The organism is Anaerobacillus arseniciselenatis (assembly GCF_001865995.1).
Classification (GTDB): Bacteria; Bacillota; Bacilli; order Bacillales; family Anaerobacillaceae; genus Anaerobacillus; species Anaerobacillus arseniciselenatis.
Genome location: NZ_MLQQ01000007.1, coordinates 23,223 through 49,632, shown reverse-complemented (window position 1 = coordinate 49,632; position 26,410 = coordinate 23,223). Strand labels below are relative to the sequence as shown.

Below are 26,410 nucleotides of genomic sequence, written 5' to 3'. Positions count from 1 at the left end.
AGCGTACCCACCAATTGGCATAGTTTCACATATTATAAAAATAATGTTAGAGGTCGTGTCGAAAAATATTTTTTTGGTACTTCTCCAACGGCTCAAACCGTTGGTATATCAATATTTATAGAGGGAGGAAATACATATGATGAAAAAAACTTTTTATATTACAACACCTATTTATTATCCAAGTGATAAGCTTCATATTGGACATGCCTACACTACGGTGGCTGGTGATGCGATGGCAAGGTATAAACGCCTGCGGGGATATGATGTCATGTATTTAACAGGGACAGATGAGCATGGGCAAAAAATTGAACGTAAAGCTGAAGAAAAAGGAGTGAGCCCTCAACAGTTTGTAGATGAAATTGTAAGTGGGATCCAAGATTTATGGACGAAGCTTGACATTTCTTATGATGATTTTATTCGTACAACAGAACCAAGACATAAGGAAATTGTCCAACAAATTTTTGACCAACTGTATAAACAAGGGGATATTTATTTAGATGAGTACGAAGGCATGTATTGTACACCGTGTGAATCGTTTTATACAGAAAGACAATTAAAAGAAGGGAATTGCCCGGACTGTGGCCGTCCTGTTGAAAAAGTAAGAGAGCAATCATATTTCTTTAAAATGAGTAAATACGCTGATCGACTTTTAAAGTTTTATGAAGACAACCCTGAATTTATTCAACCAGAGTCAAGAAAAAACGAAATGATTAATAACTTTATTAAGCCTGGTTTAGAGGATTTAGCTGTTTCTCGTACTTCGTTTGAATGGGGTGTGAAAGTACCGAATGATCCAAAGCATGTTGTCTACGTATGGATTGATGCGCTTTCAAACTATATAACGGCATTAGGTTACGGGACAAATGATCAACTAAAATATGAGAAGTATTGGCCAGCAGATGTTCATCTCGTAGGAAAAGAGATCGTTCGTTTCCATACAATATATTGGCCAATTATGTTGATGGCATTAGATCTCCCATTACCGAAAAAGGTGTTTGGTCACGGCTGGCTACTGATGAAGGACGGGAAAATGTCAAAATCAAAAGGGAATGTTGTCGACCCAGTCCCATTAATCGATCGTTATGGGTTAGATGCCCTTCGTTATTACTTGTTACGTGAAGTTCCATTCGGCTCTGATGGAGTTTTCACACCAGAAAGCTTTGTTGAAAGAGTAAACTTTGATTTAGCAAATGACTTAGGAAACCTTCTCAATCGTACAGTTGCGATGATTAATAAATATTTTGATGGTGAGATTCCGGCATATGTAAAAGATGCAACAAGTTATGATGCTAGTTTACAAAGCCTCGTTAAAGAGACGGTAACGAAAGTAGAAGAGGCAATGGAAGAGATGGAGTTTTCTGTTGCGCTATCTGCAATATGGACACTCGTAAGTAGAACGAATAAATATATTGATGAAACACAGCCTTGGGTGTTAGCAAAAGATGAAGTCAACCAAGCACAGTTAGGCTCAGTCCTTTATCATTTAAGTGAGTCATTACGTTACGTTTCAATTTTAATTCAACCATTTATGACGAACACTCCAAAGAAGATTTGGGAACAGCTTAAAATTCGTCCTGAACAAACAGAGTGGAATAGCATGGAGAACTTTGCACAACTTCAATCAGGTGTAAAGATCGACAAAGGAGAGCCGATTTTCCCAAGATTAGACGTTCCTGAAGAAGTAGCTGAAATCGTAAAAATGATGGAAGCGCCGGTTGCTCAGCCTAAAGAGGAAGATGTAGAAGTAGAAGCTCCTGACGTTGAGGAAATTACGATTGATGATTTCTTTAAAGTAGATTTACGTGTTGCGGAAGTATTAAAAGCAGAACCTGTGAAAAAAGCGAATAAGCTATTAAAAATCCAATTAGATTTAGGTTATGAACAACGACAAGTTGTATCAGGGATTGCTGAGCACTATAAACCAGAAGAACTGGTCGGTAAAAAAGTGATTTGTGTGACGAACTTAAAACCGATTAAGCTCCGTGGTGAATTATCACAAGGAATGATTTTAGCCGCTTCCCAAGGTGGAAAATTGACATTAGCAACGATTGAACAAACATTACCAAACGGATCGCAAGTTAAGTAATAATTTTGAGTGAAGAGTGTTGAGTTGTTGTTAGTAAAGCTTCGAAGCATAACTTTCATAAACTCAACACTCAACACTCAAAATTCAAAACTCAAAGTGGAGGTTTTTTTTAATGTTATTCGACACACATGCCCATTTAAATGCGGATCAATTTGAAGAGGATGTTGCTCTCGTTATTGAGCGTGCAAAAGAAGAGGGCGTCTCAAATATTGTTGTCGTAGGCTTTGATGAAAAGACGATCAAAGGGGCAATTAATTTAGCTGAAAACTATGATTTTATTTATGCGGCGGTTGGTTGGCATCCAGTAGATGCAATTGATATGACTGAAGATCACTTAAAGTGGATAGAAGAACTAGCCAGTCACCCTAAAGTAGTTGCGTTAGGAGAGATGGGGTTAGATTACCATTGGGATAAGTCACCTAAAGACGTTCAAAAGGAAGTTTTTCGTAAACAAATTCAGTTAGCTAAAAAAGTCAACTTGCCGATTATTATCCATAATCGCGATGCTCATGAAGATATAGTGACGATTTTAAAAGAAGAAGATGCAAGCGCTGTAGGTGGAATTATGCATTGTTTCGGAAGTAGTTTAGACATTGCCAAGCAATGTTTAAAAATGAATTTTTATATTTCATTCGGAGGTCCGGTAACGTTTAAAAATGCAAAGCGTCCGAAAGAGGTTGCAAAAGAGATTCCGCTTGATCGTCTTTTAATTGAAACTGATTGCCCTTATTTAGCGCCCCATCCATATCGTGGTAAACGCAATGAGCCGAGTTATGTTAAACTAGTAGCGGAAGCAATTGCTGAATTAAAAGATATTACATATGAAGAAGTAGTAGCTGTTACAAATGAAAATGCGAAAAAACTTTTTGCTATAAAACGATAGCCGTTTTTGTCGAATAGTATAGAGTGTTGTCCAGGAAAAACTATCTTCTCGTTAGTTCTACATCGAAAACCATTGTCATATGCTAGTCTTGTCGAATGTTTTATGTACCCTTTTTTACCGTTTTTATGGATAATACTACTTAAGAATTCCTAAAGGAGGGGTTTATTTCCATTGACAAGACTTCCATAACTGTATATAATTCGGTCTTTAGAAGGGGGAGTTTATCACTATGATACCAAACATGAAGAAACTTTTTTCCGATTCACTTACTGGAAAAAGGTTAATCATGTCCATCGTTAGTATGCTATTACTAATAGGTGTTGCGAGCTTTGCTACGTATGAGTTAACAAAAACGCAAGTGACGCTAGTAATAGACGGCGAAGAAATAGCCCTGAAAACTCATTCCAAGACTGTGGATGAACTAATGTTGGAGAATGATATTTTAGTAGGAGAACATGATTTTATTGAACCGTCATTGGAAACAGAGTTGACGAATGATGTAAATGTCGTTTGGACTCCTGCAATTTTAGTTTATGTGACAAATGATGGTGAAAGATCACCAGTATGGACGACCGCAAATACGATAGAAGAGTTGTTCGAAGAGTTAAACATAATAGTAGAAGATTACGATAAAATAAAACCGAGTCTAGAAACGAAACTTACTGAGGACTTGCAAGTTAATTACGAGTCTGCATTTGCTGTCACGTTAAATTCTGATGGTGAAAAAAAGGAAGTGTGGACGACTTCGACAACGGTCGCTGACTTTTTAGAAGCAGAAGAGATTACTTTAGGAGAGCTTGATCGAGTTGAACCAGAAAAAGAAAAATTCGTTAAAGCAAATAGTGAAATCAATGTAGTAAGAGTGGAAAAGGTCACCGATGTTGTGGAAGAAGCAACAAACTTTGCGACTGTGTCTAGAAATGATAATTCGCTTACAAGAGGAACTGAGCGAGAAGTTCAAAAAGGAGAACAAGGGAAGGTCGCAAAGCATTATGAAGTTATCTTTGAAAATGGTGAAGAAATATCAAGAGAACTGATTAAAACTGAAACGGTTCAAGAAAGTACCGATCGTATTGTCGCTGTAGGGACAAAACCGGTAGAGCAACAAGTCTCACGTGGTGGCACACCTGGTGAGTGGCGAACATTTGAAGCGACAGCGTATACTGCTTACTGTGTAGGGTGTACGGGAGTCACGTATACCGGATTAAATTTAAGAGCAAACCCTAATAAAAATGTCGTTGCTGTTGACCCGAACGTCATTCCGCTAGGTTCTGTTGTTGAAGTGAGACATAACGGAAGAATATTAGGACAATATAAAGCAGCTGATATTGGGAGTGCCATCCAAGGTCGAAAAATAGATATTTTCATGTCCGACCGCAGTGCTGCACTTAGATGGGGACGCCAAAATGTTCAAGTACGAATTATAAAATAACGTTTATGGGGATGACTAAGTCATCCTCTTTCTTGTTTCCTAATATTAGACGCTATATACTATGAAATAGTTACAAGAAGTTTTGAGTTTTGAGTGAAAAATTTTGAGTTATGTAAGTGCTTCGAAGCATAGCCTTCCAAAACTCAACACTCAAAACTCAACACTCAAAATTCAGGAGGATTTATGAAAATAAAAGAAATTATCGTTGTCGAAGGTAAGGATGATACGGTAGCGATTAGAAACGCCGTAGACGCCGATACAATCGAAACGAATGGTTCAGCTATAGGAAAGAAGGTAATCGAGCAAATAAAGCTCGCTAAAGAGCGTAGAGGGGTCATTGTGTTAACAGATCCCGATTATCCAGGAGAAAGAATTAGGAAAATTGTCAGTCAAAGTGTCCCAGGGTGCCAACATGCATTTTTACCTAAGAAAGAGGCAGTATCAAAAAACGGAAAAAATCTTGGTGTAGAGAATGCCTCGCCAGAAGCGATTCGGATTGCTCTAAAGGATGCCCAACAAGAAGAAAGCGACTGGGATGAGCAAATTTGTTGGGAAGAACTTGTAGCACTAGGTTTAATAGGTGGGAAAAAAGCAAGACGGCGACGAGAACGTTTAGGGGATTTACTGAAAATTGGATTTACGAACGGTAAACAGCTTTATAAGCGATTAATTATGTTTAAAATAAGTTCAGAAGAATTTTCAAAGGCGATCCGCCAAGTAATAAAGGAGGAAAAAGATGAGTAAGGATATCGCAACACCAAATCGTACGAAAGAGATTTTAAAGAAATACGGTTTTTCTTTTAAGAAAAGTCTGGGACAAAATTTTTTAATCGATACGAATGTATTAAATAATATTGTTGATTGTGCTGATCTAGAAACAAGTTCAGGGGCCATTGAGATTGGACCTGGAATTGGTGCTTTAACTGAACAGATTGCAAAACGTTGTGAAAAGGTTGTTGCTTTTGAAATAGACCAACGCCTATTACCAATCTTAAACGAGACGCTAGCTCCTTATCCTCACGTAAAAATAGTCCATTCGGATGTTTTAGAGGCTGATATACATAGTGTAATCAAAGAGAACTTTAAAGAAGGACAGGATTTAATGGTCGTAGCTAATTTGCCTTATTATGTGACGACTCCTATTTTGCTTAAACTTCTTGAAGAAAAGTTACCGATTCGTGGAATTGTCGTAATGATTCAAAAAGAGGTAGCTGAAAGAATTGCTGCTAAGCCAGGGACAAAGGAGTATGGGTCACTTTCAATTGCTACACAATATTATGCAGAAGCGACCACGGAACTAATTGTTCCTAAAACGGTTTTTGTACCACAGCCCAATGTGGACTCTGCAGTGTTAAAGCTTACGCTGCGCAGCGAGCCTGCAGTTGATCTCAAAGATGAATCTTTCTTCTTTCAACTTGTAAAAGCGAGTTTTGCGCAAAGAAGAAAGACGTTAATGAATAACTTAACGCATAATTTGTTTACAAAAAATGAAAAAGAAAAACTTGAATTAAAGATGCAAGAATGTGGAATTGATCCATCAAGGCGTGGTGAGACGTTAAGTATGGATGAATTTGCAGCATTGGCAAATGCTTTAGTAGGATTGAAAGCTTATTAAGCCTCCTTCGCCTTTCTTTTTCTACACTGTTTTGTGCTTTTCTTCATAGGCTATAAATGAGGAGGAGTGTGAGATGAAACTAAACGTAGGTGACTTTGTTGCAAGAAAATCGTACGGATGCGATATTTTATTTCGCATCTCAAAAATTGATAATGAAAAAAGTGTATTAATTGTCGGCGAAGAAATGCGATTAATTGCAGATGCTCCGTTAGCCGATTTAGTGTTAATAAACGATAATGAAAAAAGTGAAAGAATGGTGAAAGAAAAGGAGAAGATAGAAAGTTGCTATCGATTATTTAGGCAAGACACCCGCCTTCTCCGTCAAAAAAGCGAGTATGAAATGAGTGAAGGGTATAGTAGTAAAAATTCTTACTTTGAACTTCCCGGAAGGATTTTGCATATTGATGGGGATCCTGTTTATTTGAAGAAATGTACAGAGTTATACGAAAAATTAGGAGTCCCAATATACGGGGTTCACATGCCGGAAAAAGAAATGCCTGAACAAATTACCTCACTTTTAGAAATGGTCCGCCCAGAAATACTCGTAGTCACTGGACACGATGCGTATATGAGAAGTAAAGGCAGCGAGAATGATGTTAAGGCATATCGAAATACAAAATACTTTGCAGAGGCTGTGAGAGAGGCGAGGAAGTTCGAGCCACATATCGATCACTTAGTCATTTTTGCAGGTGCTTGCCAGTCTTATTTTGAAACATTAATAAGGGCTGGAGCTAATTTTGCTAGTTCTCCAGAACGAGTTAATATACATGCGTTAGACCCCGTTTATATTGCAGCTAAAATAAGTTTAACCTCATTTATGGATAGCGTTAGTATTTGGGACCTGTTACGAAATACGTTAACTGGAGAAAAAGGATTAGGTGGAATTGAAACGAAAGGCCTTTTAAGAAGAGGTATACCGATTAAAAATAGCGAAAGTTTTTATGAAAGAAAAAAGGATTAAAATAAGGAAAAAAGACTTATTAGCTGCGAGCTGCTAAGTCTTTTTTTATATAAAAAGAACGAGGGATTTCCTTCTCTTCGCTTTAAATTTCTATCGAATTTTAGAGGCTCGTTCAGGAAATCACTCGTCTTTTACATAGTAGATGGTGAAGATTAATATCGTCGTTCCATATTTTTCAACACTATTTGAGTGAATTTCATAATTACCAAAAATGAGCCACATCATGCAATATATAGTTTGCGAATGGTTTTGACGCAACTATATATTGATCTTAGTGGCGAGAATCATGAATTATGAAATTCATTTACATAAAATATAAAATCTGCGTCATACTAACAAATAAAAAATAACACAAAAAAATAAGCGAATAGTATTGACAATCAATCTGTTTAATTGCTATAATTTAAATTTTGTTTGACAATATTGTACTCGCTGTGTTATAATTTGTCTAAGTGAGGTGGGTTCAATAATGGGAAAAACATTAGTGGATATCAAAAGGACTTTAGATGCTAATATTGGAAAGCGAATTACAATAAAGGCGAATGGTGGGCGTAGGAAGACCATTGAACGTTCTGGTTTCCTTGAAGAGACATACCCGTCTGTATTTATTATAAAGCTGGATGAAGATGAAAATGCTTTCGAAAGAGTATCATATAGCTATGCGGATGTTTTAACGGAGACAGTTCAGTTATCGGTTTGTGAAGATGAGAGTGCAGTTGTAGAGGTTGATTAATTTTTAATGAATAAGAGGTATACTCATAATTTGGGTTAGACTTCTCCATTGTAAAGTATTTCTAACACTTTTTAGATATAAGTGTTTTGTGAAAATGCTTTATAACGGAGGTGCCTGACCCTCTACTTATGAGTATACCTCTTATTGGTTTATATTAAATTATTGATGAAAGGTTATACTAACGGTGTCGTAACAAGTTCTTAAAAGGAGTTGTTATTATGGCAAGAAGACGAGGGATTATGTCTGAGCAGTTTAAGGAAGAACTTGCAAAGGAACTTGGCTTTTATGAGACCGTCCAAAAAGAAGGCTGGGGTGGAATTCGTTCAAGGGATGCAGGTAATATGGTTAAGCGTGCGATAGAAATTGCCGAACAACAGCTATCCAACGGGCAAAAAAAATAAAAGTTAACTTGTTACGATAGGGTTGTCTCATAAGTATCTGACACAATGCAGATGTTACTAAATATAGACGTATAAATTTATTATCCGGCTATATTTGGTGCCTAACGGTGTCTGACACTTTCTGGGACAATCCTTTTTGTTATATACATATATGTACTAGGTTATCCTTATATAAAGTTTTAAATTAAGTGATTAGAAAAATATGTAATAGATTAATGATGAATTTTCTGGTTTGTAAGGACAACAAATGATAAAATAACGTAAGCATATGGAACATAGAAGGTGATAAAAGGTGAAGATCTCATTAAAAGCGCCGGCAAAGATTAACTTATCTCTTGATGTCCTTCACAAAAGGGAAGACGGCTTCCATGAAGTTGAGATGATCATGACTACAGTTGACTTAGCTGACCGTATTGAACTAACACGATTAGAAGAAAATCGAATTAAGGTAGATGTCTCTGAAGGTTTTGTACCTAATGACCATAGAAATTTAGCTTATCAGGCTGCAAAACTCTTAAAAGATCGCTACAACGTTAGTGAAGGAGTTTTAATTCATATTAGGAAAAATATTCCTGTTTCGGCAGGTCTTGCTGGTGGAAGTAGTGATGCTGCAGCTACATTGCGTGGACTAAATGAATTATGGAATTTGCAATTATCAATCGATGAACTGGCTAGTTTAGGTGCGCAAATCGGTTCTGACGTTTCTTTTTGTGTTTATGGAGGAACGGCGTTAGCTACTGGCAGAGGGGAAAAAATTAAACATATTAGTGCACCTCCTCCTTGTTGGGTGATATTAGCGAAGCCACCAATAGGCGTTTCAACAGCAGAAGTTTATCGAAATTTAAAATTAGAACATCTCAAACACCCGAACATTAATCAGATGATTTCGGCAATCGATAACGCTGATTATCCACTTATTTGCTCTGAGTTAGGAAATGTTTTAGAAACAGTAACATTTAAGCTTTACCCTCAAGTTCAACGCATTAAAGAACAAATGATTAGATTCGGTGCTGATGGGGTACTAATGAGTGGAAGTGGACCTACCGTTTTTGGACTTGTAAAACATGAGTCTAGAATGCTTAGGGTTTACAATGGATTAAGAGGTTTTTGTAACGATGTATATGCAGTTCGGGTAATGGGGGAACGTTACTATTGATAAAATCCGTACAAAAGTGTAAAATTACTGTTAAATATTCGGATTTTTGGAGGTAGTTATGAAGAAGTTTCGCCGCAGTGGCCGTTTAGTAGACATGACCAATTACTTAATACAAAATCCTCATCAACTAATACCGTTAACATATTTCTCAGATCGTTATGAATCCGCTAAGTCGTCGATAAGTGAGGATTTAACGATTATAAAAGAAATTTTTGAAAGTCAGGACATTGGAGTTTTGTTAACGGTAGCCGGGGCGAGTGGTGGTGTTAAGTACATTCCTACAGCAAACGAAGATGAAATAGTTCAGTCTTTAAAACAATTATGTATGAAGCTTGAGGATGCTAACCGAGTATTACCAGGTGGTTACTTATATATGATGGATATTATCGGTAATCCAAAGCTTATGAATGAAATTGGTCGTTATTTTGCTACGTTGTTTGCGGGTACGAAAGTTGATGTCATTATGACAATGGCCACAAAGGGGATTCCACTTGCATATGCCGTAGCTACATACTTAAATGTTCCGGTCTGCATTGTAAGGCATGAACATCGAATTACAGAAGGTTCACTTGTCAGTATAAACTACGTCTCTGGATCGACGAAACGGATTCAAACGATGTCACTTGCAAAAAGAAGTTTGAATGAAGGTTCAAATGTTCTTATTATTGATGATTTTATGAAAGCGGGTGGCACGATCAGAGGGATGATCAGCTTAGTAGAAGAATTTAATTCGAACGTTGTTGGCACTGGAGTTTTAGTAGAAGCTGAACATACAGAAGAAAGGCTCGTAGATGAGTATATATCAATGACCCGCTTATCTGAAGTAAATACGAAAGAAAAGATTGTAAAGGTTGAAATTGGGAACTTTTTTGAAAAGTTAAAAAATCATAAACAACAAGTTCAGGAGGATTAGTAATGAAAACAATTCAAACTTCAAATGCACCTGCAGCAATTGGTCCATATTCTCAAGGAGTAGTTGTTAATAATATGTTTTATAGCTCGGGACAAATCCCACTAAAACCAAACGGTGAACTCATAGAAGGAAACGTTTCCGACCAAACAGAACAAGTATTAAAAAACGTTGACGCTGTCTTACAAGAAGCAGGAGCATCTCGAAACACAGTAATAAAAACAACAGTATTTATTAAAGATATGAATGATTTTCCTATAATAAACGAAGTTTATGAAAAATATTTTTCTGAGCATAAACCAGCGAGATCTTGTGTCGAGGTTGCACGGTTACCAAAAGATGTATTAGTAGAAATTGAAGTAATTGCATTAGTTAAATAAGTTAGGAGACTATTTGAAAAAGGGTTGTTCCGTAATAAAGTGTCAGACACTTTTGGGACAGTCCTTTTTTATTTGGAAAGTTTGTTAGTTCGCTAGGTTGGAAAGTGTCCGCCTTTTCACCTTAGATGGTGACGGTTATCATCATGGTTTTGTATGTAAAGAACAAACTATAGTTACTTAACAAGTGGTTGAATTATGACTATTCTGTGAACGTTTTGTAAATGTTTACAAATACCGATAAAAATCTCGGAATTTTCTTTTTAAAAAGAAGGAAATGAACAAAGTGTGTTGAATTTATACAAAGACATATTTAATTGGAAAAAGGTGGTGGCAGAAATGGAAGTAACAGACGTAAGATTACGCCGTGTAAATACGGAAGGACGTATGCGCGCAATAGCATCCATTACAATTGATCACGAATTTGTTGTTCATGATATCCGTGTTATTGATGGAAATAATGGCATGTTCGTCGCTATGCCGAGTAAGAGAACTCCAGATGGCGAATTTAGAGACATCGCACACCCAATTTCTTCTCACACTAGAGAGAAGATTCAATCAGCGGTATTATCTGAGTATGAAAAAGCTGGGGATATTGATGAAGTTGAATATGAAGAAGCAGGTGCTTCATAAAAAACAAATTGAATGAGACTGTTAGTGTCAGTCACCTTAAATGGTATTAGTATAGAAGTGTACATTGTACAAGCTATGTTTAGTATCCTTGAGGTGGCTGACGCTTTTTTAGTTTTGAATTGTGAGTTTTGAGTGTTGAGTTACTTTCAAAACTCAAAATTCAAAACTCAAAACTCTACAGATATTGACCCTTTCCTTAAGAATAATATTTTTGTGTTCACAAAAGATAATCATGTATCAGACCATAAGGATGTTAATACTAATTTGTTTGAATTCTTAAATGTGCTTGAAAAGGCAACGGTTTTAGGATATATTCATAATGGAAAAAAAGAACCGTTGGAGGTAGCTATGAACAATCGTTATGCGGTAATATTAGCGGCTGGTCAAGGGACTAGGATGAAATCAAATCTTTACAAAGTGCTTCATCCAGTTTGTGGAAAGCCTATGGTACAGCATGTAGTTGATCAAGTCTCGAAAGTTGGGGTAGAAGAAACTGTTGTTGTAGTAGGACATGGGGCCGAGAAGGTTCAAGATCAACTAGGTGATAAAATTACATATGTTCTACAGGAAGAACAACTAGGTACTGGCCACGCAGTTGTGCAAGCAGAAGAACTTTTGAAGGATAAAAACGGAGTGACAATCGTTCTCTGTGGTGACACCCCTCTTATTACATCTGAGACAATGGAAGCTTTGTTAGCTTACCATGAAGAGCAAGGAGCAAAAGCAACGGTTTTAACAGCTAAAGCAACCGATCCGACTGGGTACGGTAGAATTGTTCGAGATGATAGTGGAGCTGTTGAGCGAATCGTAGAACATAAGGATGCTACGCAGGAAGAACGTGAGATTACGGAAATTAATACAGGTACGTATTGTTTTGACAATACTTTACTGTTTTCAGCTTTAAAACATGTAGGAAACAGCAATGTTCAAGGCGAGTATTATTTACCTGATGTTATTGAAATTCTTCAAAAAAATAATGACCTTATTGCAGCATTCCAAACAACTAGTTTTGATGAAACTCTAGGTGTGAATGATCGTGTCGCATTAGCTAGTGCAGAGAAGGTCATGAAAAAAAGAATAAATGAAGACCATATGCGTAAAGGTGTAACAATTATTGATCCGGAAAATACGTATATTGGACCTGATGTTACCATTGGTATCGATACGGTTATCGAACCTGGCTCCATTTTAAAAGGTAAGACTACGATTGGAGCACAGTGTCAAATTGGTCCGCATACAGAAATTGTCGATAGTTATGTGGGGAATGAAACGACCATAACCCAATCTGTCGTGAAGAGTAGTGAGGTTGGCAATCTCGTCAAAATTGGTCCTTTTGCTCATATTCGACCACTTTCTCAACTTAGTGATGAAGTAAAGGTCGGAAATTTTGTCGAAGTGAAAAAGTCTAGCTTCGGAAAAGGGAGTAAAGCTTCTCATTTAAGTTATATAGGGGATGCAGAAGTTGGCAATGATGTCAATTTAGGGTGTGGTTCAATTACTGTTAACTATGACGGTGTGAAGAAACACTTAACAAAGGTTGAGGATGGAGCTTTTATTGGATGTAACTCAAATTTAATTGCACCTGTAACTATTGGGAAAAATGCTTATGTAGCAGCAGGTTCAACAATTACAAAAGATGTTCCTAGCGATGCTTTAGCTATCGCTCGCGAAAGGCAAGCTGTCAAAGAAAACTACGTTAATAAATTAAAAGGTTAAATTTCTACTGTCATAACGCTAATATTAATATACATCTTAGTTGAGTTGATCGACTACCAACGAAAGTGTAGATAAGCATGACATATAAGAAATCGCTAATATACAAGTAATAAATTCATTTATTTATGGGGGTAAGTTTGATAATGGTGAAATATGGTGATCCAAGCTTAAAGGTGTTAACGTTAAATTCAAATAGGGATCTTGCAGGAGAAATTGCGGAAAAGATTGGCATTGAATTATCTAAGAGTTCGGTAACAAGATTTAGTGATGGGGAAGTACAAATTAACATTGAAGAAAGTATTCGTGGGTGTGACACGTTTGTTATTCAATCTACTTGTGCTCCAGCAAATGAACACATTATGGAATTATTGATTATGATTGATGCCCTAAAACGGGCTTCTGCAAAAACAATTAACGTGGTCCTCCCATATTATGGATATGCACGTCAAGACCGCAAAGCAAGAGCACGTGAACCAATTACAGCTAAGTTAGTCGCTAACTTACTTGAAACAGCAGGTGCTACACGGGTTATAGGTTTAGATTTACATGCGACACAAATTCAAGGATTTTTTGATATTCCTGTTGACCAATTAGTAGGTGTACCGCTTTTATCTGATTACTTCCAGGAAAAGCAAATGGATGACATCGTTATCGTTTCACCAGATCATGGTGGAGTGGTTAGAGCAAGAAAGATGGCTGATCGTCTTAAGGCGCCGATTGCGATTATCGATAAACGTCGCCCGAAACCTAATGTTGCAGAAGTAATGAATATTGTCGGAAACATCGAAGGGAAAACAGCAATCATCATAGATGATATAATCGATACTGCGGGAACAATCACACTTGCAGCTAATGCTTTAGTTGAAAATGGTGCTAAGGAAGTGTATGCGTGTTGTACTCACCCAGTTCTTTCTGGTCCAGCGATCGAAAGAATTGAAAATTCGAAGATCAAAGAATTAGTTGTAACTAATACAATACCATTAAGTGAAGATAAACTTATCCCAAAAATTAAACCATTATCTGTGGCCCCATTAATCGCCAAAGCGATTATTCATGTCCATGAAGAAAGATCTGTCAGTCAGCTTTTTGATTAAGACGGTAATCTCTAGAGTTAATTTTTAACGTTCATTGTTTTAAAAACCTCTATAATGGGGTACACCATATAAAGAACGAAAAATAATGAGGTGAAAACAATGGGCACTATGTTAAAAGCTAGCAGTCGAGATGATTTAAGAGGTTCATCGTTAAGGAGTCTTCGTAAAGAAGGAAATGTCCCTGCGATTGTTTACGGTAAGGATCTCCCTAGTAAACCGGTTTTTGTAGATGAAGTAGATTTTATAAAAACAGTAAAAACCACAGGGAAAAACGGGATCATTTTTTTAGCTACCGATGAAGGAACCCATCAAGTGATTGCTAATGATGTTCAAATGGATTCGTTGAAGGGCGACATAATTCATGTTGATTTCTTTAAAGTTGACATGAAAAGTGAAATGGATGCTAATGTTCCGCTTCAACTAGTCGGTGAGGCAGCAGGACTTAAAGATGGTGGAATAATACAACAAACACTCCATGAAATATCAGTCAGATCTTTACCAAATGATATTCCTGAAGCCATTGAAGTGGATATAAGTCATTTAATGATTGGGGATTCTCTTCAAGTTAGAGATCTACCAAAATCGGACAAGTATGAAATTAATAATGAACCTGAAGAAGGGATCATGTCGATTTTACCACCGGTTCTAAATAATGAACCAGATGAGCAGCAAGAAGAAGCTGATAAAGAAGAAGTACAAGCTGAAGCTGAGAATACAGCTCAAGAGGAATAATACATTGAAGGGGCTGTCCCAAAAGAAAGTGTCAGACACTTATGGGACAGCCCCTTTTTCCGTACTATATGGTCGGTAGATCGATAGTGGATTTGTTGGGATGGCATTCATCTTTAACATACTAGATGATGAAGGTATGTCTATCATGCTCGTTATGTAACGAAAATGAAGATTATAAAGGATTTTATAAACTTTTATTGAATATATATTTTTAGGATAGAAGCGTAACGTTAGAAAGTGAGGAAATATAGGTGAAGTTAATTGTCGGGTTAGGTAACCCTGGGAAAAAATACGAAGCAACAAGACATAACGTTGGTTTTTGGGCGATTGATGAGTTGGCCGAAAGTTTAAACATTTCACTGAATCATGAGAAATGGAAGGGTCAATTTGGCTTTGAGGTGATCAATGGTGAAAAGGTTTTCTTGTTAAAGCCACTTACTTATATGAATTTGTCCGGTGAAGCAGTGAGGCCTTTAATGGATTTTTATAAAATACCTCTGGAAGATATTGTTGTCATTTATGATGATTTAGATCTGCCACCAGGAAAGATCCGTTTGCGTCAGAAAGGTGGCCACGGTGGTCATAATGGTATAAAATCGTTATTAGCTCATTTGGAAAATGAAAAATTCAAAAGAATAAGAATAGGTGTAGGGAGACCGGAACCTGGTACTTCTGTAGCCAATTATGTTCTTAGTACATTTGCTCCTAGTGAAAAGCTTGAGGTTAGCGAAGCGGTGAAGCAGGCAACTAAGGCTAGCGAAGCATGGCTAAGTGAGGATTTTATTACTGTAATGAATAGATTTAATTAATTGCTGCATACAAATTCCCCTAATAGTTCATACTATAATAGATTTTTCAATTACTTCTTCTAAAGGGAGAAGCGGTTGAGATATTACATCAAAGTTAAGCATAATTTGGATATTATTAGGGAGGAATTAGTATGGCAATCCATTACCGGTGTCGCCATTGTGGATTTGACGTAGGAAAAATAGAAGAACATAATTTAAATAGTGAACAATTAGGTTTCCATCAACTTGATAGCAATGAGAGAACAGAAATGATTGAATACGATGATGACGGACATATGCATGTTAAAACGATATGTGAGGACTGTCACGAAGCACTAGATCGAAATCCGCAGTTTCATGAAAATCAAACATTTATTCAGTAAGTTTTAATTAAAGTGAATACGGTGTTTTAAATTTATTCTTTTGAGTGAGTTTCATAATTACCAAAAATGAGCCACATCACGCAATATATAGTTTGTGAATGGTTTTGACGCAACTATATATTGATCTTAGTGGTGAGAATAATGAATTATGAAATTCATTGTATGAATAAAAATTAGTTTAATGACACATAAAAGAATACTTAAATTTTTATAAAAGTGATGCACGATTAGCTTTGGTTTATACCAAGGCATTTTTCCGTTAATGAAAATGGATGGGGGAGGAATTTTTTTGACAAAGGGGGAAAGCCAATTGTTAGGATTAAAAAAGTTTTTTTTACAAGATGATGATGTAAGAGCGGTACTAGATGGGATTGAAGCAGAATTAAGTGAACAAATGATTGCTGGCTTGACAGGTTCAGCTAGAACCTTGTTATTAGCATCAGTTTTTGAACAAACGAAGCGCCCACAACTAATTGTGACAAATAATTTATTTCAAGCACAAAAGCTATATGATGACCTTATCGGCCTTATTGGCGGACAATCCGTTTATTTATATCCTGTAAACGAATTAATTTCTTCTGAAATTGCCGTAGCAAGTCCAGAGATGAGAGGGCAGCGAATAGAAGTATTAAACTATTGGAGTGAAATGCAAACGGGAATTGTCATTACTCCAATAGCAGGCTTAAGAAGATTATTACCACCTAAAGAAATTTGGCGTCAGTGCCAACTTCATTTTAAAGTTGGTGATGAAATAAATGTAGAGGAAAAACTCGATAAACTCGTACAAGCAGGTTTTCAAAGGTCAGAAATGGTCTCAAGCCCAGGACAATTTAGTTTAAGGGGCGGGATCATCGATATATACCCTTTAACTGAAGAAATGCCGTTACGAATTGAGTTGTTCGATACTGAAGTAGATTCAATTCGTTTTTTTGACGTGGACACTCAAAGGTCTCAAAAACAACTAAATGAGATTAATATTGGACCTGCTCAAGAAGTGATTATGTATGAGGAGCACTTTAGGCGTGGAGCTGAAAATTTAAAGCAAGGTCTATCTAGTAGTTTAGCAAAAATCAATGACTCCAAAGTAAAAGAAAGTTTGCTTGAACAAATTTCTTACGAGATTGAGCTTTTGAGTGGTAAAAACTCATTTGAAGGTATGTATAAATATATGTCCTTGTATTATGACGAGGTGACGACATTAATTGATTATTTACCGAATAATGGTGTTGTCTTCATTGATGAAATTAGTCGGGTCCAAGAAATGGGAGTAAGTTTAGATAAAGAAGAGGCAGAGTGGCAAACAACTTTACTAGGACAAGGTGCAGTTATTTCAGATTTGAAAATGTCTAAACATCTTGAAGAAATAATTGAAGAAACAAAAGTTCCATTCCTTTATTTTTCCCTTTTCTTAAGGCATGTACCTAATACAAGTCCGAAAAACATCATCAATTTTAATTGCAAAACGATGCAAAATTTTCACGGCCAACTTAATCTTTTAAAAAATGAGGTAGAGCGTTGGACGAAAGTCCAATATAAGGTTGCGATCGTTGCCCAAGATAAAGAACGGGCAAAACGGATCGATCATATTTTGGAAGATTATAAGATTGAAGCACTTGTAGTAGACAGCGATACAGACCTTATAACAGGATCTTGTCAAATTTTAATTGGACAACTAAGTGGAGGTTTTGAATTACCTTTACAAAAATTGATTGTTATTACTGAAGAAGAGGTTTTTACGAAAAAAGCGAAACGACCAAAAAGGAAGCAAAAGTTATCGAATGCCGAAAGAATAAAAAATTACTCAGAGTTAAAAGTCGGTGATTTAGTTGTTCACATTAACCATGGGATCGGTAAATATTTAGGGATCAAAACTCTTGAAATTAATGGTATTCATAAAGATTATATGCACATTACGTATGCAGGTAATGACAAATTATATGTTCCAGTTGAGCAAATTGATCAAGTTCAGAAGTATGTAGGTTCTGAAGATAAAGAACCGAAAATATACGCGCTAGGCGGAAGTGACTGGAAAAAGGTTAAGAAGAAGGTGCAATCTTCGGTTGAGGATATTGCCGATGACTTAATAAAACTATATGCAGAACGTGAAGCTAGCGTTGGTTATGCTTTTTCAGAGGATGGACCTGAACAAAGAGAATTTGAAACTTCCTTTCCTTATGAAGAAACTGAAGATCAAATTCGCTGTATCGAGGAAATTAAGGAAGACATGGAAAGAGAACGGCCAATGGATCGCTTGCTATGTGGTGATGTAGGGTATGGAAAAACTGAAGTTGCAATTCGAGCAGCGTTTAAAGCAATTATGGATGGTAAACAAGTTGCATTTCTCGTTCCAACAACAATATTGGCACAGCAACATTATGAAACGATTCGCGAGCGTTTTGCAGAGCACCCTATTAATATTGGCTTATTGAGTCGCTTTAGAACAAGAAAAGAGCAGAACGAAACATTAAAAGGATTAAAATCGGGGGTTGTTGATATCGCTATTGGGACTCACCGTATTTTATCTAAGGATGTTCAATATAAAGACCTTGGTTTATTAATTATTGATGAAGAACAACGCTTCGGAGTTACTCATAAAGAGAAAATTAAACAGTTAAAAGCGAATGTTGATGTGTTAACACTGACGGCAACACCTATACCTCGAACATTACATATGTCAATGTTAGGAGTTAGAGATTTATCAGTGATTGAAACACCACCTGAAAATCGTTTCCCGGTACAGACGTATGTCGTTGAGTTTAATGAAGCACTCGTTCGTGAGGCGATTGAAAGAGAGCTTAGTAGAGGTGGGCAAGTTTACTTTTTGTATAACAGAGTAGAAGAAATAGCGCAAATGGCTGATAGAATTTCAATGCTCGTTCCAGATGCTAAAATTTCTTTCGCTCATGGAAAAATGAATGAAACAGAGTTAGAGACAGTTATCATTGATTTCTTAGAGGGGAATAGCGATGTTCTAGTAACGACGACGATTATTGAGACGGGTGTTGATATTCCTAACGTTAACACGTTAATCGTTTATAATGCCGACAAAATGGGCTTGTCTCAATTGTATCAATTACGCGGTCGTGTCGGTCGTTCTAATCGAGTTGCTTATTCGTACTTTACGTATCAAAAAGATAAAGTATTAACAGAAGTGGCAGAAAAACGACTTCAAGCGATTAAAGAATTTACTGAGCTTGGTAGCGGGTTTAAAATCGCAATGCGCGACTTGTCAATTCGTGGTGCAGGAAACTTATTAGGGGCTCAGCAACATGGCTTTATCGCCTCTGTAGGTTTCGATATGTATTCACAAATGTTAAAGGATGCAATTGAAGAACGAAAAGGAAATAAAACAGAACAAGTGAAAAAAAATGAAGTTGAAATCGATCTCAATGTCGATGCCTATATCCCTGAGTCGTATATTGTGGACTCTAAACAAAAAATTGATATGTATAAGCGCTTTAAGTCGATACAGTCAGAAGATGATATCATCGACCTTCAAAGTGAAATGATTGACCGGTTCGGTGATTTCCCTAAAGAAGTAAATTATTTATTTAAAATTTCCGCGATTAAGTTGTTATCTTCCGAAGAAGGGATTCAATCCATTACAGAAAATAACCATCAGTGTTCAATTTTATTGGCTGAAAAAGAAAGTCAAACTATTGATGGGATGAAATTATTTGAATTAATTAGCAAAATGAGTCGTGAAATTGGCGTAGGTACTGCCGGTAACCAAATAAAAATAACGATTAAAACGAAAAAATTTGAACCAATGAAGTTTTTAGAGGTAATTGAGGAAATTTTATCTAAATTATGGACGGTGAAAAAAGACACTTAGTTGGTTAGTTGGATTGTTGGTCAGTCGGTAGTTGAAAAGCTGAATGTTGGAAAGTTGGAAAGGAAAACCCCTCGCCCTTTATATTTTACAAGGTGACGTGGGTACCGTCATGAGGGTTTTGCATGAAAAAAGGCGGGTGCTTTTGCGAACGAACGTCTGAGATTCGTTAGAAGGTCAAGGTGAAGTGAGGAAAAGCACCCGCCTTTTCCATATTAGATGGTGACGGTGGTACTGTCATGCGCCTTTTTCCCATCTTAGATGGTGATGTTCTGTCACATTTATATATTTGATGTTTCCGTTACTTTCTTGCTTTGTTGTAGTAACTCTTTTTTGAATAATGTTAGTTAATAAAGAAAAACTAAACTAACCATACTAATAATGGTAACAAGTTAGTTCAAAGATCAATTTCCGTTAAAGCATTTAATTGGAAAATTGGTGAATAGTTATTTTCTAAAGAAGGATAATAAGACCAAGAATTAAGTATTAATTTCTTAGTTCTACACTAAAGAAATTGATTCCTTACACCAAGTAACTACAACAAAGAAAGAGAGGCATCATCACAATGAAAGCTACTGGAATTGTACGTCGAATTGATGATTTAGGTCGTGTAGTAATCCCAAAGGAGATTCGCCGAACGCTTCGAATCCGAGAAGGCGATCCATTAGAGATTTTTGTTGATAGGGATGGAGAAGTGATACTAAAGAAATATTCTCCAATTTCTGAGCTCGGTGATTTTGCAAAAGAATATGCTGAAGCTCTTTATGAAAGTTTAAACCATGCCGTCTTAATTGCTGATCGCGATACATATATAGCGGTTGCAGGAGGTTCTAAGAAGGACTATTCAAACAAAGCTATTGGAGAAATAGTTGAGAATGCAATGAGTGATCGACAGTCGACTCTAGAGACTACAAAAGGTGAGTATAACATTGTCGGTGACTCAACAGAAGAAGTTACTTCATATGTCGTTGCACCTATTGTAGCTAATGGTGACCCTATTGGAGCAGTTGTAATGGTTTCAAAAAACGACCGTACAATGGGAGATGTAGAGCAAAAGTTATCCGAAACGGCTGCAGGATTTTTAGCTAGACAAATGGAACAATAGTAATTGAGAAGGGATTGGGTTCCCTTCTTTTTTGTTGTTTAAACAAGGTGCTGGCCCTCCAACGCTTTTCAGGGCTGTCAAGGCGCTTGCGCTTTTCTTTGTCTAGTTCCAGCGCCTAGCTTCTCGAGCGTTTCGGTCCATCAAGATTTGCCTATTTGGTGGTGTTTCGAAGAGGAGGCAAAACGTTGCTGGCCCTCCAACGCTTGTCGAAGCTTCCCAAGGCGCTTGCGCTTTTCTTGTGTTATAATGTCTTAAGTTTATTAAGGCGGTGCAGGGGGATAAATAATGGATAGCGCAGCAAAAAAATCGAACAAGTTATGGCAAGGCGCAGTTTATTTATCACTAGCTGCTATTGTTATTAAAATATTGAGTGCTGTTTATCGTGTACCTTATCAAAACATTGCTGGTGATGTTGGTTTTTATGTTTACCAACAAATATATCCGGTGTATGGCATTGCTATTTTATTATCTACATATGGATTTCCTGTCATTATTTCTAAGCTGATGAGTGAAAGAGAAAGCGCGAAGCATGAACAAATTATAAAGAGCGCTTTTTTTAGTTTATTTTTAATAAGCTTTTTTGTATTTATTGTCTTTTATGTTAATGCGCCTTTTCTGGCTAATGTTATGGGGGACGAGCTTTTAATTACACCGTTAAGAGCGGTTTCATTTACTTTTTTTGTCATTCCGTTACTTTCTGTGATGCGAGGTTATTTCCAAGGAAAAGAAGAAATGTTGCCTACAGCAGTATCCCAAGTAACAGAACAAATAACGAGAGTGTGCGCCATATTACTTTTTACATATTTTTTAATGTCTAGCGGTTTTGGACCGTATGCCGCCGGAACAGGGGCAGCGATTGGCTCAGTCATTGGTGGCTTTATCGGCTTTATCGTTTTGTATAGTTATTACATTAAACAAAAAGGGACTGTGCAGTCACAGCATCAAACCAATAACCGCATATGCTTTGAAAAAGTTAAGACGATATTAGTACAAGGAACGATGGTTTGCTTTAGTAGCCTCATATTAATTATTTTCCAACTGATTGATTCGGTGACAGTATTAAGGTTTTTATTAGAGAGTGGTATCCACATAGAAATCGCTAAAGTCTCTAAAGGTATTTTTGACCGAGGTCAACCGTTAATTCAAATGGGAACGATAATAACAACTTCTTTCTCATTAATCGTCGTACCTCTCATTGCAAAAGTTAAGCTAGGTGGTCGCGGTGATTTAGTTCAAAAATATAGCAGCCTTTCTTTAAAAATTAGTTTTCTTGTCGGTGCAGCGGCATCGATCGGACTTGCTGTAATTATTGAACCGACGAATGTGATGTTATTTAAAGATAACCAAGATTCTGTTGTTTTAGCTGTAATGGGATTAGCGATTGTTTTTACTGCTTTGTTTCTAACATCTTCGGCAATCTTACACGGTTTAAATAAAGTGTATGTAACTGTCATTCATGTCATTGTTGGTACTTTAATCAAGCTATTGTTAAACGTTGTTCTTGTACCAATTTTAGGTACTTTAGGTGCAGCAATTGCGACGGTAGTTGCCTGTGCAGTTTGTGCAACACTTAACCTAATTTTCTTATCGAGGTTGCAAGTGCTGCAAAGGGTATCTTTTTCAATAGGAAGTAAAGTTGTCATCAGTTTAATTGCCTTAGGAACAGTGACGTATTTATGGAAAAAAACGAACTTTATTATTTTTGATGAACTACTTTATAGTCGTATAGGAAGCAGTTTTGTAGCGCTAAGTAGTGTTGCAATAGGTATAACAGTCTTTTTAATTTTTATTATTGTTAGTAAATTATTTTCAGAACAAGAATTAGAGTATCTCCCGAAAGTAGGGAAGCTCGCAGTGTTTATGCAGTCGAAAATAGGTAAATAACTAGTTTTGAGTTTTGAGTGAAGAGTTTTGAATTTTGAGTGTTGAGTTATGAGTTGCTTGAAAGAAGGGCTTCGTAGCGATACCTTGATCTAACTCAACACTTTTAACTCAAAACTCAAAACTCAAAACTCAAAAGGAGAGAGTTGTACGATGGGAAAAGTAGTTGTTTTAGGATTAGGAGCTGGGGACCTTAATCAAATGCCTTTAGGTATTTATAATAAATTAATGAATGCTAAAGATGTATTTTTACGAACTAAGGAGCACCCAGTTGTTGCTGAATTAGAAAAACAAGGGTTTACATATGAATCGTTTGATAATGTTTATGAAAAAAATGATCAATTTGAAAACGTATATGAAGAAATCACAACTCAAATCATCAAAAAAGCCGAAAAAAGTGAAATAATATATGCGGTTCCAGGCCATCCTTTCGTTGCTGAAAGAACTGTACAGCTACTCCTTGAGCAAGGCAAAAAAGCTCATATAGAAGTTGAAATAGCCGGAGGCCAAAGTTTTTTAGACAATATGTTTCAAGCTGTACAAATCGACCCAATAGAAGGCTGTCAAATGGTAGATGGCACTTCACTTTCTCGGGTAGAATTGCAAGTAAGGCAACATATTATTATTTGCCAAGTGTATGATGCTTTTATTGCTAGTGAAGTGAAATTAACTTTAATGGATTTACTACCAGATGATTATGAAGTGACCATTGTTACAGCAGCGGGAAGTAGTGAACAATTATTAAAACGTGTTCCTTTATATGAGTTAGACCGAGTGACGACATTAAATAATTTAACAGCAGTTTATGTTCCGCCAGTTACAGATGAGACGATCCTTTACCGTGATTTTGATAAATTGCGCGAAGTCATCGCTGAACTAAGAGGACCGAACGGTTGTCCGTGGGATCAAAAACAGACACATCAATCGTTAAAGAAATATTTATTAGAAGAAGCGTATGAAGTTTTAGATGCAATTGATGAAGAAAATGATGATCATTTAGCAGAAGAACTAGGTGACGTTCTTTTACAAGTAATGCTTCATGCTCAAATAGGGGAAGATGAAGGAATGTTTTCCGTCGATGATGTCATACATTCGATCACTGAAAAAATGATTCGTAGACATCCGCACGTCTTTGAAGCAGGAAACTTAGACGGTGAAGACGAAGTTATAAAACAGTGGGATGAAATAAAGCGGCAAGAAAAAGAAGAGAGCGGGAATAAAGAAAGTTCCACCTTATCAGGAGTTCCTAAAAGTATGCCGGCGCTGTACCGCGCTAGTAAGCTACAAAAAAAAGCAGCAAAAGTTGGTTTTGACTGGGATGACGTTGCACCAATCTGGATGAAAGTTCAAGAAGAGATTGCTGAGTTTATGAATGAAACGAAAAATAATAATATAGATAAAGCTCATAAAGAATTCGGCGATGTTTTGTTTGCTTTCGTTAATTTAGGAAGGTTTTATAATATCGACCCCGAATTGGCATTACAATCAACAAATGAAAAGTTTTATAACCGCTTTAAATACATCGAAGAAACCCTTGAGCAAAGAGGTCTTAATTTTAATGAAGTTGATTTAGCCTATTTAGATGAGATATGGGAAGAAGCGAAAAAGCAGTCTTGAGTGAAGAGTGTTGAGTTTTGAGTTAGTTGTGGGTAAAGCTTCGAAGTGCTACTTTCACCAACTCAACACTCAAAACTCAAAACTAAATAAAGGAGTTGTAACGATGAGGTTAGATAAATTTTTAAAAGTTTCTCGATTAATAAAACGACGTACGTTGGCAAAAGAAGTGTCAGAGCAGGGGCGTATTTCGGTCAATGGTCAAGTAGCAAAAGCAGGCTCAAATGTGAAGGTAGGAGACGAACTAAAGATCCGTTTCGGTCAAAAAATAGTGACTGTTAAAATCGATGATATAAAAGAAACGTCCAAAAAAGACGAAGCAGCAACGATGTATACGATTGTCAAAGAAGAAAGTGTTAATGCAGAAACATAATTTTAGAAAAAGGAGATGACTACTGTCACTCCTTTTTTAGTTTTGAGTGATGAGTGGAGAGTGTTGAGTTATTTGCGAGTAAAGCCTAGAAACTTTTATTAAGTGAGTGAATTTCATAATTACCAAAAATGAGCCACATCACGCAATATATAGTTTGCGAATGGTTTTGACGCAACTATATATTGATCTTAGTGGTGAGAATAATGAATTATGAAATTCATTGAAGTATATAAATAAATTTAAGTCGATTACTTCGAAGCGTTACTTCCACCAACTCAAAACTCAAAACTCAAAATTGAATTGGAACAGCTTGTTCTATTCTCATTCCTCTATACATAAAATAGCGTAAAAGAGGATATGAGGAGGAACTTATCATGGATCAATACGAATACGGAACACCAATGGGTAGAGATAGAAAGGCAAGGGAACATAATATTACGATGCGAGGAAGGAAGCATTTAGATATTACGGGCGTAAAACAGGTAGAAAGTTTCGACAATGAAGAGTTTTTATTAGAAACAGAACTAGGCTTTTTAGCGATCCGTGGTCAAAATTTGCATATGAAAAATTTAGATGTTGAACAAGGTATTGTATCAATTGAAGGGAAAGTATACGACCTCGTTTATTTAGATCAGCAGCATAACGACAGTTCTAAAGGATTCTTTGGGAAGTTATTCAAGTGAGTTTAACAGTTCAGTTACAAACAATGCTAGTAATGGTGGCTATGGGTGGGTGGTTAGGAATGGCTATTGACACCTATAGCCGCTTAATTAGAGGTCGTAAGTGGAAGCAATGGATTACAGTAATAAATGATAGTTTATTTTGGATTATTCAAGGTTTATTAGTTTTTTATATTTTATTACAAATAAATGAAGGGGAAATGAGGTTTTACATTCTCTTAGCACTTCTTTGTGGATATTCGTGCTATCGCGCTCTTTTATATCGCATTTACCAAAATATTTTAGAGGCAACTATTCAAGCGATTATTAAGACATATAAATTTTGTAAAGCCGCTTTATTTATGCTTGTCATAAATCCTACTAAAGGGTTATTGAAACTTTTATACACTGTGTGTATGATGATATTAAGTTTCTTAATAACAGTTATATTTTTCCTATTAAAGGTGCTTTATACCCCCTTCATTTGGTTAGGAAGAGGAATTTGGCGCCTTTTGCCGAAAGAAAAATTGGACAAATTTTCAAATAAACTAGGATTTTTTAAAAAGATCAAGAACTATATAATGCGATGGTTTACAAAAAAAGGTTCTTAAAAAGGGTGATCGTATGAAGAATGGACAACAAAGAAAAGTGAGCGAGATAAACTCTCGTTACATAGAGCAACAAGAAAAAAATACAGAAATAAAGTCCCGGAGCAAAAAAGGACTTTTTCGTCGACTAAGTGCTTTAGGAATATTTGTTGTAGTTGTCTTAGTAATAACAGGAATTACCCTCCATTCGCAAAGTAGTGTTCTTGAAAGAAAAATCGAGAGGAAGCAAGCTTTAGAGATGGAACTTGCTCAGCTTGAATTAGAAGAAAGAGATTTAAAAGACGAAATTAATAATTTACATGATTTGGAGTATATTTCCGAAATTGCAAGGCGTGACTACTATTTAACTAAGCCTGGAGAAATTATCTTTAAAGTCGCACCATATTCTTCAGATTGACACTTGTTTTTTTCTTCATGTATAATTAGATAGTATTATAA

General features: G+C 36.4%; 26 protein-coding genes. All 26 read left to right on the top strand.

Annotation, left to right across the window (positions count from 1 at the left end; all coding sequences use genetic code 11):
• A partial coding sequence (locus BKP35_RS19825) for a hypothetical protein (RefSeq protein ID WP_211274602.1) occupies positions 1-186 on the top strand: 186 nt, incomplete at its 5' end.
• Positions 137-2,086 (top strand): methionine--tRNA ligase, encoded by a 1,950-nt coding sequence (gene metG, locus BKP35_RS06915; RefSeq protein WP_071312645.1) that lies wholly within the window; start codon positions 137-139, stop codon positions 2,084-2,086. The genes BKP35_RS19825 and metG, both read left to right, overlap by 50 nt.
• Before the next feature lie 112 nt (positions 2,087-2,198).
• Positions 2,199-2,969 carry a TatD family hydrolase gene (locus BKP35_RS06910; RefSeq protein ID WP_071312644.1) on the top strand — a complete coding sequence of 257 codons (771 nt, stop codon included), beginning with the start codon at positions 2,199-2,201 and terminating at the stop codon, positions 2,967-2,969.
• A gap of 241 nt (positions 2,970-3,210) precedes the next feature.
• A complete protein-coding gene (locus tag BKP35_RS06905) occupies positions 3,211-4,401 on the top strand; it encodes a G5 and 3D domain-containing protein (RefSeq protein WP_245741896.1) in 1,191 nt (396 codons plus the stop codon).
• Between the two features lie 183 nt (positions 4,402-4,584).
• Positions 4,585-5,145 (top strand): ribonuclease M5, encoded by a 561-nt coding sequence (gene rnmV, locus BKP35_RS06900; protein ID WP_071312642.1) that lies wholly within the window; start codon positions 4,585-4,587, stop codon positions 5,143-5,145.
• Positions 5,138-6,016, top strand: a complete 879-nt coding sequence (gene rsmA / locus BKP35_RS06895) for a 16S rRNA (adenine(1518)-N(6)/adenine(1519)-N(6))-dimethyltransferase RsmA (RefSeq protein WP_071312641.1) — start codon at positions 5,138-5,140, stop codon at positions 6,014-6,016. The genes rnmV and rsmA overlap by 8 nt, the downstream gene beginning before the upstream one ends.
• Before the next feature lie 73 nt (positions 6,017-6,089).
• Positions 6,090-6,977 (top strand): sporulation peptidase YabG, encoded by an 888-nt coding sequence (yabG, locus tag BKP35_RS06890; protein ID WP_071312640.1) that lies wholly within the window; start codon positions 6,090-6,092, stop codon positions 6,975-6,977.
• A gap of 469 nt (positions 6,978-7,446) precedes the next feature.
• On the top strand, positions 7,447-7,710 hold the full coding sequence (gene veg, locus BKP35_RS06885) for a biofilm formation stimulator Veg (protein ID WP_071312639.1): 264 nt from the start codon (positions 7,447-7,449) through the stop codon (positions 7,708-7,710).
• Between the two features lie 218 nt (positions 7,711-7,928).
• Entirely contained in the window at positions 7,929-8,111 is a 183-nt protein-coding gene (locus BKP35_RS06880) for a small, acid-soluble spore protein, alpha/beta type (protein ID WP_071312638.1), read from the top strand.
• Positions 8,112-8,403: 292 nt separating this feature from the next.
• Positions 8,404-9,267 (top strand): 4-(cytidine 5'-diphospho)-2-C-methyl-D-erythritol kinase, encoded by an 864-nt coding sequence (gene ispE, locus BKP35_RS06875; protein WP_071312637.1) that lies wholly within the window; start codon positions 8,404-8,406, stop codon positions 9,265-9,267.
• Between the two features lie 58 nt (positions 9,268-9,325).
• Complete coding sequence (gene purR, locus BKP35_RS06870) at positions 9,326-10,180, top strand: pur operon repressor (RefSeq protein WP_071312636.1); 855 nt, start codon at positions 9,326-9,328, stop codon at positions 10,178-10,180.
• Positions 10,181-10,182: 2 nt separating this feature from the next.
• A complete protein-coding gene (locus tag BKP35_RS06865) occupies positions 10,183-10,557 on the top strand; it encodes a RidA family protein (protein WP_071312635.1) in 375 nt (124 codons plus the stop codon).
• Between the two features lie 336 nt (positions 10,558-10,893).
• Complete coding sequence (gene spoVG, locus BKP35_RS06860) at positions 10,894-11,187, top strand: septation regulator SpoVG (protein WP_071312634.1); 294 nt, start codon at positions 10,894-10,896, stop codon at positions 11,185-11,187.
• 348 nt (positions 11,188-11,535) lie between these two features.
• Entirely contained in the window at positions 11,536-12,903 is a 1,368-nt protein-coding gene (glmU, locus tag BKP35_RS06855; RefSeq protein ID WP_071312647.1) for a bifunctional UDP-N-acetylglucosamine diphosphorylase/glucosamine-1-phosphate N-acetyltransferase GlmU, read from the top strand.
• 143 nt (positions 12,904-13,046) lie between these two features.
• Complete coding sequence (locus BKP35_RS06850) at positions 13,047-13,997, top strand: ribose-phosphate diphosphokinase (RefSeq protein ID WP_071312633.1); 951 nt, start codon at positions 13,047-13,049, stop codon at positions 13,995-13,997.
• A 99-nt stretch (positions 13,998-14,096) separates the two neighbouring features.
• Complete coding sequence (locus tag BKP35_RS06845) at positions 14,097-14,729, top strand: 50S ribosomal protein L25/general stress protein Ctc (protein WP_071312632.1); 633 nt, start codon at positions 14,097-14,099, stop codon at positions 14,727-14,729.
• Positions 14,730-14,980: 251 nt separating this feature from the next.
• A complete protein-coding gene (gene pth / locus BKP35_RS06840; protein ID WP_071312631.1) occupies positions 14,981-15,538 on the top strand; it encodes an aminoacyl-tRNA hydrolase in 558 nt (185 codons plus the stop codon).
• A gap of 131 nt (positions 15,539-15,669) precedes the next feature.
• Entirely contained in the window at positions 15,670-15,900 is a 231-nt protein-coding gene (locus BKP35_RS06835; protein ID WP_071312630.1) for an anti-sigma-F factor Fin, read from the top strand.
• Positions 15,901-16,210: 310 nt separating this feature from the next.
• The gene (gene mfd / locus BKP35_RS06830) at positions 16,211-19,735 is read left to right on the top strand and encodes a transcription-repair coupling factor (protein ID WP_071312629.1); all 3,525 of its coding nucleotides are present in this window, start codon (positions 16,211-16,213) and stop codon (positions 19,733-19,735) included.
• A gap of 562 nt (positions 19,736-20,297) precedes the next feature.
• Positions 20,298-20,837 carry a stage V sporulation protein T gene (gene spoVT, locus BKP35_RS06825; protein ID WP_071312628.1) on the top strand — a complete coding sequence of 180 codons (540 nt, stop codon included), beginning with the start codon at positions 20,298-20,300 and terminating at the stop codon, positions 20,835-20,837.
• A gap of 285 nt (positions 20,838-21,122) precedes the next feature.
• Complete coding sequence (locus BKP35_RS06820) at positions 21,123-22,721, top strand: putative polysaccharide biosynthesis protein (protein WP_071312627.1); 1,599 nt, start codon at positions 21,123-21,125, stop codon at positions 22,719-22,721.
• Between the two features lie 150 nt (positions 22,722-22,871).
• Positions 22,872-24,335: a bifunctional methyltransferase/pyrophosphohydrolase YabN gene (gene yabN / locus BKP35_RS06815; protein WP_071312626.1), complete on the top strand. Its 1,464-nt coding sequence runs from the start codon at positions 22,872-22,874 to the stop codon at positions 24,333-24,335.
• Between the two features lie 103 nt (positions 24,336-24,438).
• Positions 24,439-24,705, top strand: a complete 267-nt coding sequence (locus BKP35_RS06810; protein WP_071312625.1) for an RNA-binding S4 domain-containing protein — start codon at positions 24,439-24,441, stop codon at positions 24,703-24,705.
• A gap of 374 nt (positions 24,706-25,079) precedes the next feature.
• On the top strand, positions 25,080-25,388 hold the full coding sequence (gene yabP / locus BKP35_RS06805) for a sporulation protein YabP (protein WP_071312624.1): 309 nt from the start codon (positions 25,080-25,082) through the stop codon (positions 25,386-25,388).
• Entirely contained in the window at positions 25,385-25,975 is a 591-nt protein-coding gene (yabQ, locus tag BKP35_RS06800; RefSeq protein ID WP_071312623.1) for a spore cortex biosynthesis protein YabQ, read from the top strand. Before yabP ends, yabQ begins: the two co-directional genes overlap by 4 nt.
• A 13-nt stretch (positions 25,976-25,988) precedes the next feature.
• Complete coding sequence (locus tag BKP35_RS06795) at positions 25,989-26,369, top strand: FtsB family cell division protein (protein WP_071312622.1); 381 nt, start codon at positions 25,989-25,991, stop codon at positions 26,367-26,369.
• Positions 26,370-26,410 lie beyond the last annotated feature (41 nt).

Coding starts and splice junctions, on each gene's coding strand:
- BKP35_RS06880 (WP_071312638.1), top strand. CDS start 7,929: ATGGCAAGAAGACGAGGGATTATGTCTGAGCAGTTTAAGGAAGAACTT.
- BKP35_RS06845 (WP_071312632.1), top strand. CDS start 14,097: ATGGGCACTATGTTAAAAGCTAGCAGTCGAGATGATTTAAGAGGTTCA.
- yabG (WP_071312640.1), top strand. CDS start 6,090: ATGAAACTAAACGTAGGTGACTTTGTTGCAAGAAAATCGTACGGATGC.
- glmU (WP_071312647.1), top strand. CDS start 11,536: ATGAACAATCGTTATGCGGTAATATTAGCGGCTGGTCAAGGGACTAGG.
- BKP35_RS06910 (WP_071312644.1), top strand. CDS start 2,199: ATGTTATTCGACACACATGCCCATTTAAATGCGGATCAATTTGAAGAG.
- spoVG (WP_071312634.1), top strand. CDS start 10,894: ATGGAAGTAACAGACGTAAGATTACGCCGTGTAAATACGGAAGGACGT.
- BKP35_RS06905 (WP_245741896.1), top strand. CDS start 3,211: ATGAAGAAACTTTTTTCCGATTCACTTACTGGAAAAAGGTTAATCATG.
- yabP (WP_071312624.1), top strand. CDS start 25,080: ATGGATCAATACGAATACGGAACACCAATGGGTAGAGATAGAAAGGCA.
- BKP35_RS06850 (WP_071312633.1), top strand. CDS start 13,047: ATGGTGAAATATGGTGATCCAAGCTTAAAGGTGTTAACGTTAAATTCA.
- veg (WP_071312639.1), top strand. CDS start 7,447: ATGGGAAAAACATTAGTGGATATCAAAAGGACTTTAGATGCTAATATT.
- purR (WP_071312636.1), top strand. CDS start 9,326: ATGAAGAAGTTTCGCCGCAGTGGCCGTTTAGTAGACATGACCAATTAC.
- rnmV (WP_071312642.1), top strand. CDS start 4,585: ATGAAAATAAAAGAAATTATCGTTGTCGAAGGTAAGGATGATACGGTA.
- BKP35_RS06835 (WP_071312630.1), top strand. CDS start 15,670: ATGGCAATCCATTACCGGTGTCGCCATTGTGGATTTGACGTAGGAAAA.
- yabN (WP_071312626.1), top strand. CDS start 22,872: ATGGGAAAAGTAGTTGTTTTAGGATTAGGAGCTGGGGACCTTAATCAA.
- BKP35_RS06820 (WP_071312627.1), top strand. CDS start 21,123: ATGGATAGCGCAGCAAAAAAATCGAACAAGTTATGGCAAGGCGCAGTT.
- BKP35_RS06810 (WP_071312625.1), top strand. CDS start 24,439: ATGAGGTTAGATAAATTTTTAAAAGTTTCTCGATTAATAAAACGACGT.
- metG (WP_071312645.1), top strand. CDS start 137: ATGATGAAAAAAACTTTTTATATTACAACACCTATTTATTATCCAAGT.
- rsmA (WP_071312641.1), top strand. CDS start 5,138: ATGAGTAAGGATATCGCAACACCAAATCGTACGAAAGAGATTTTAAAG.
- BKP35_RS06795 (WP_071312622.1), top strand. CDS start 25,989: ATGAAGAATGGACAACAAAGAAAAGTGAGCGAGATAAACTCTCGTTAC.
- spoVT (WP_071312628.1), top strand. CDS start 20,298: ATGAAAGCTACTGGAATTGTACGTCGAATTGATGATTTAGGTCGTGTA.
- BKP35_RS06865 (WP_071312635.1), top strand. CDS start 10,183: ATGAAAACAATTCAAACTTCAAATGCACCTGCAGCAATTGGTCCATAT.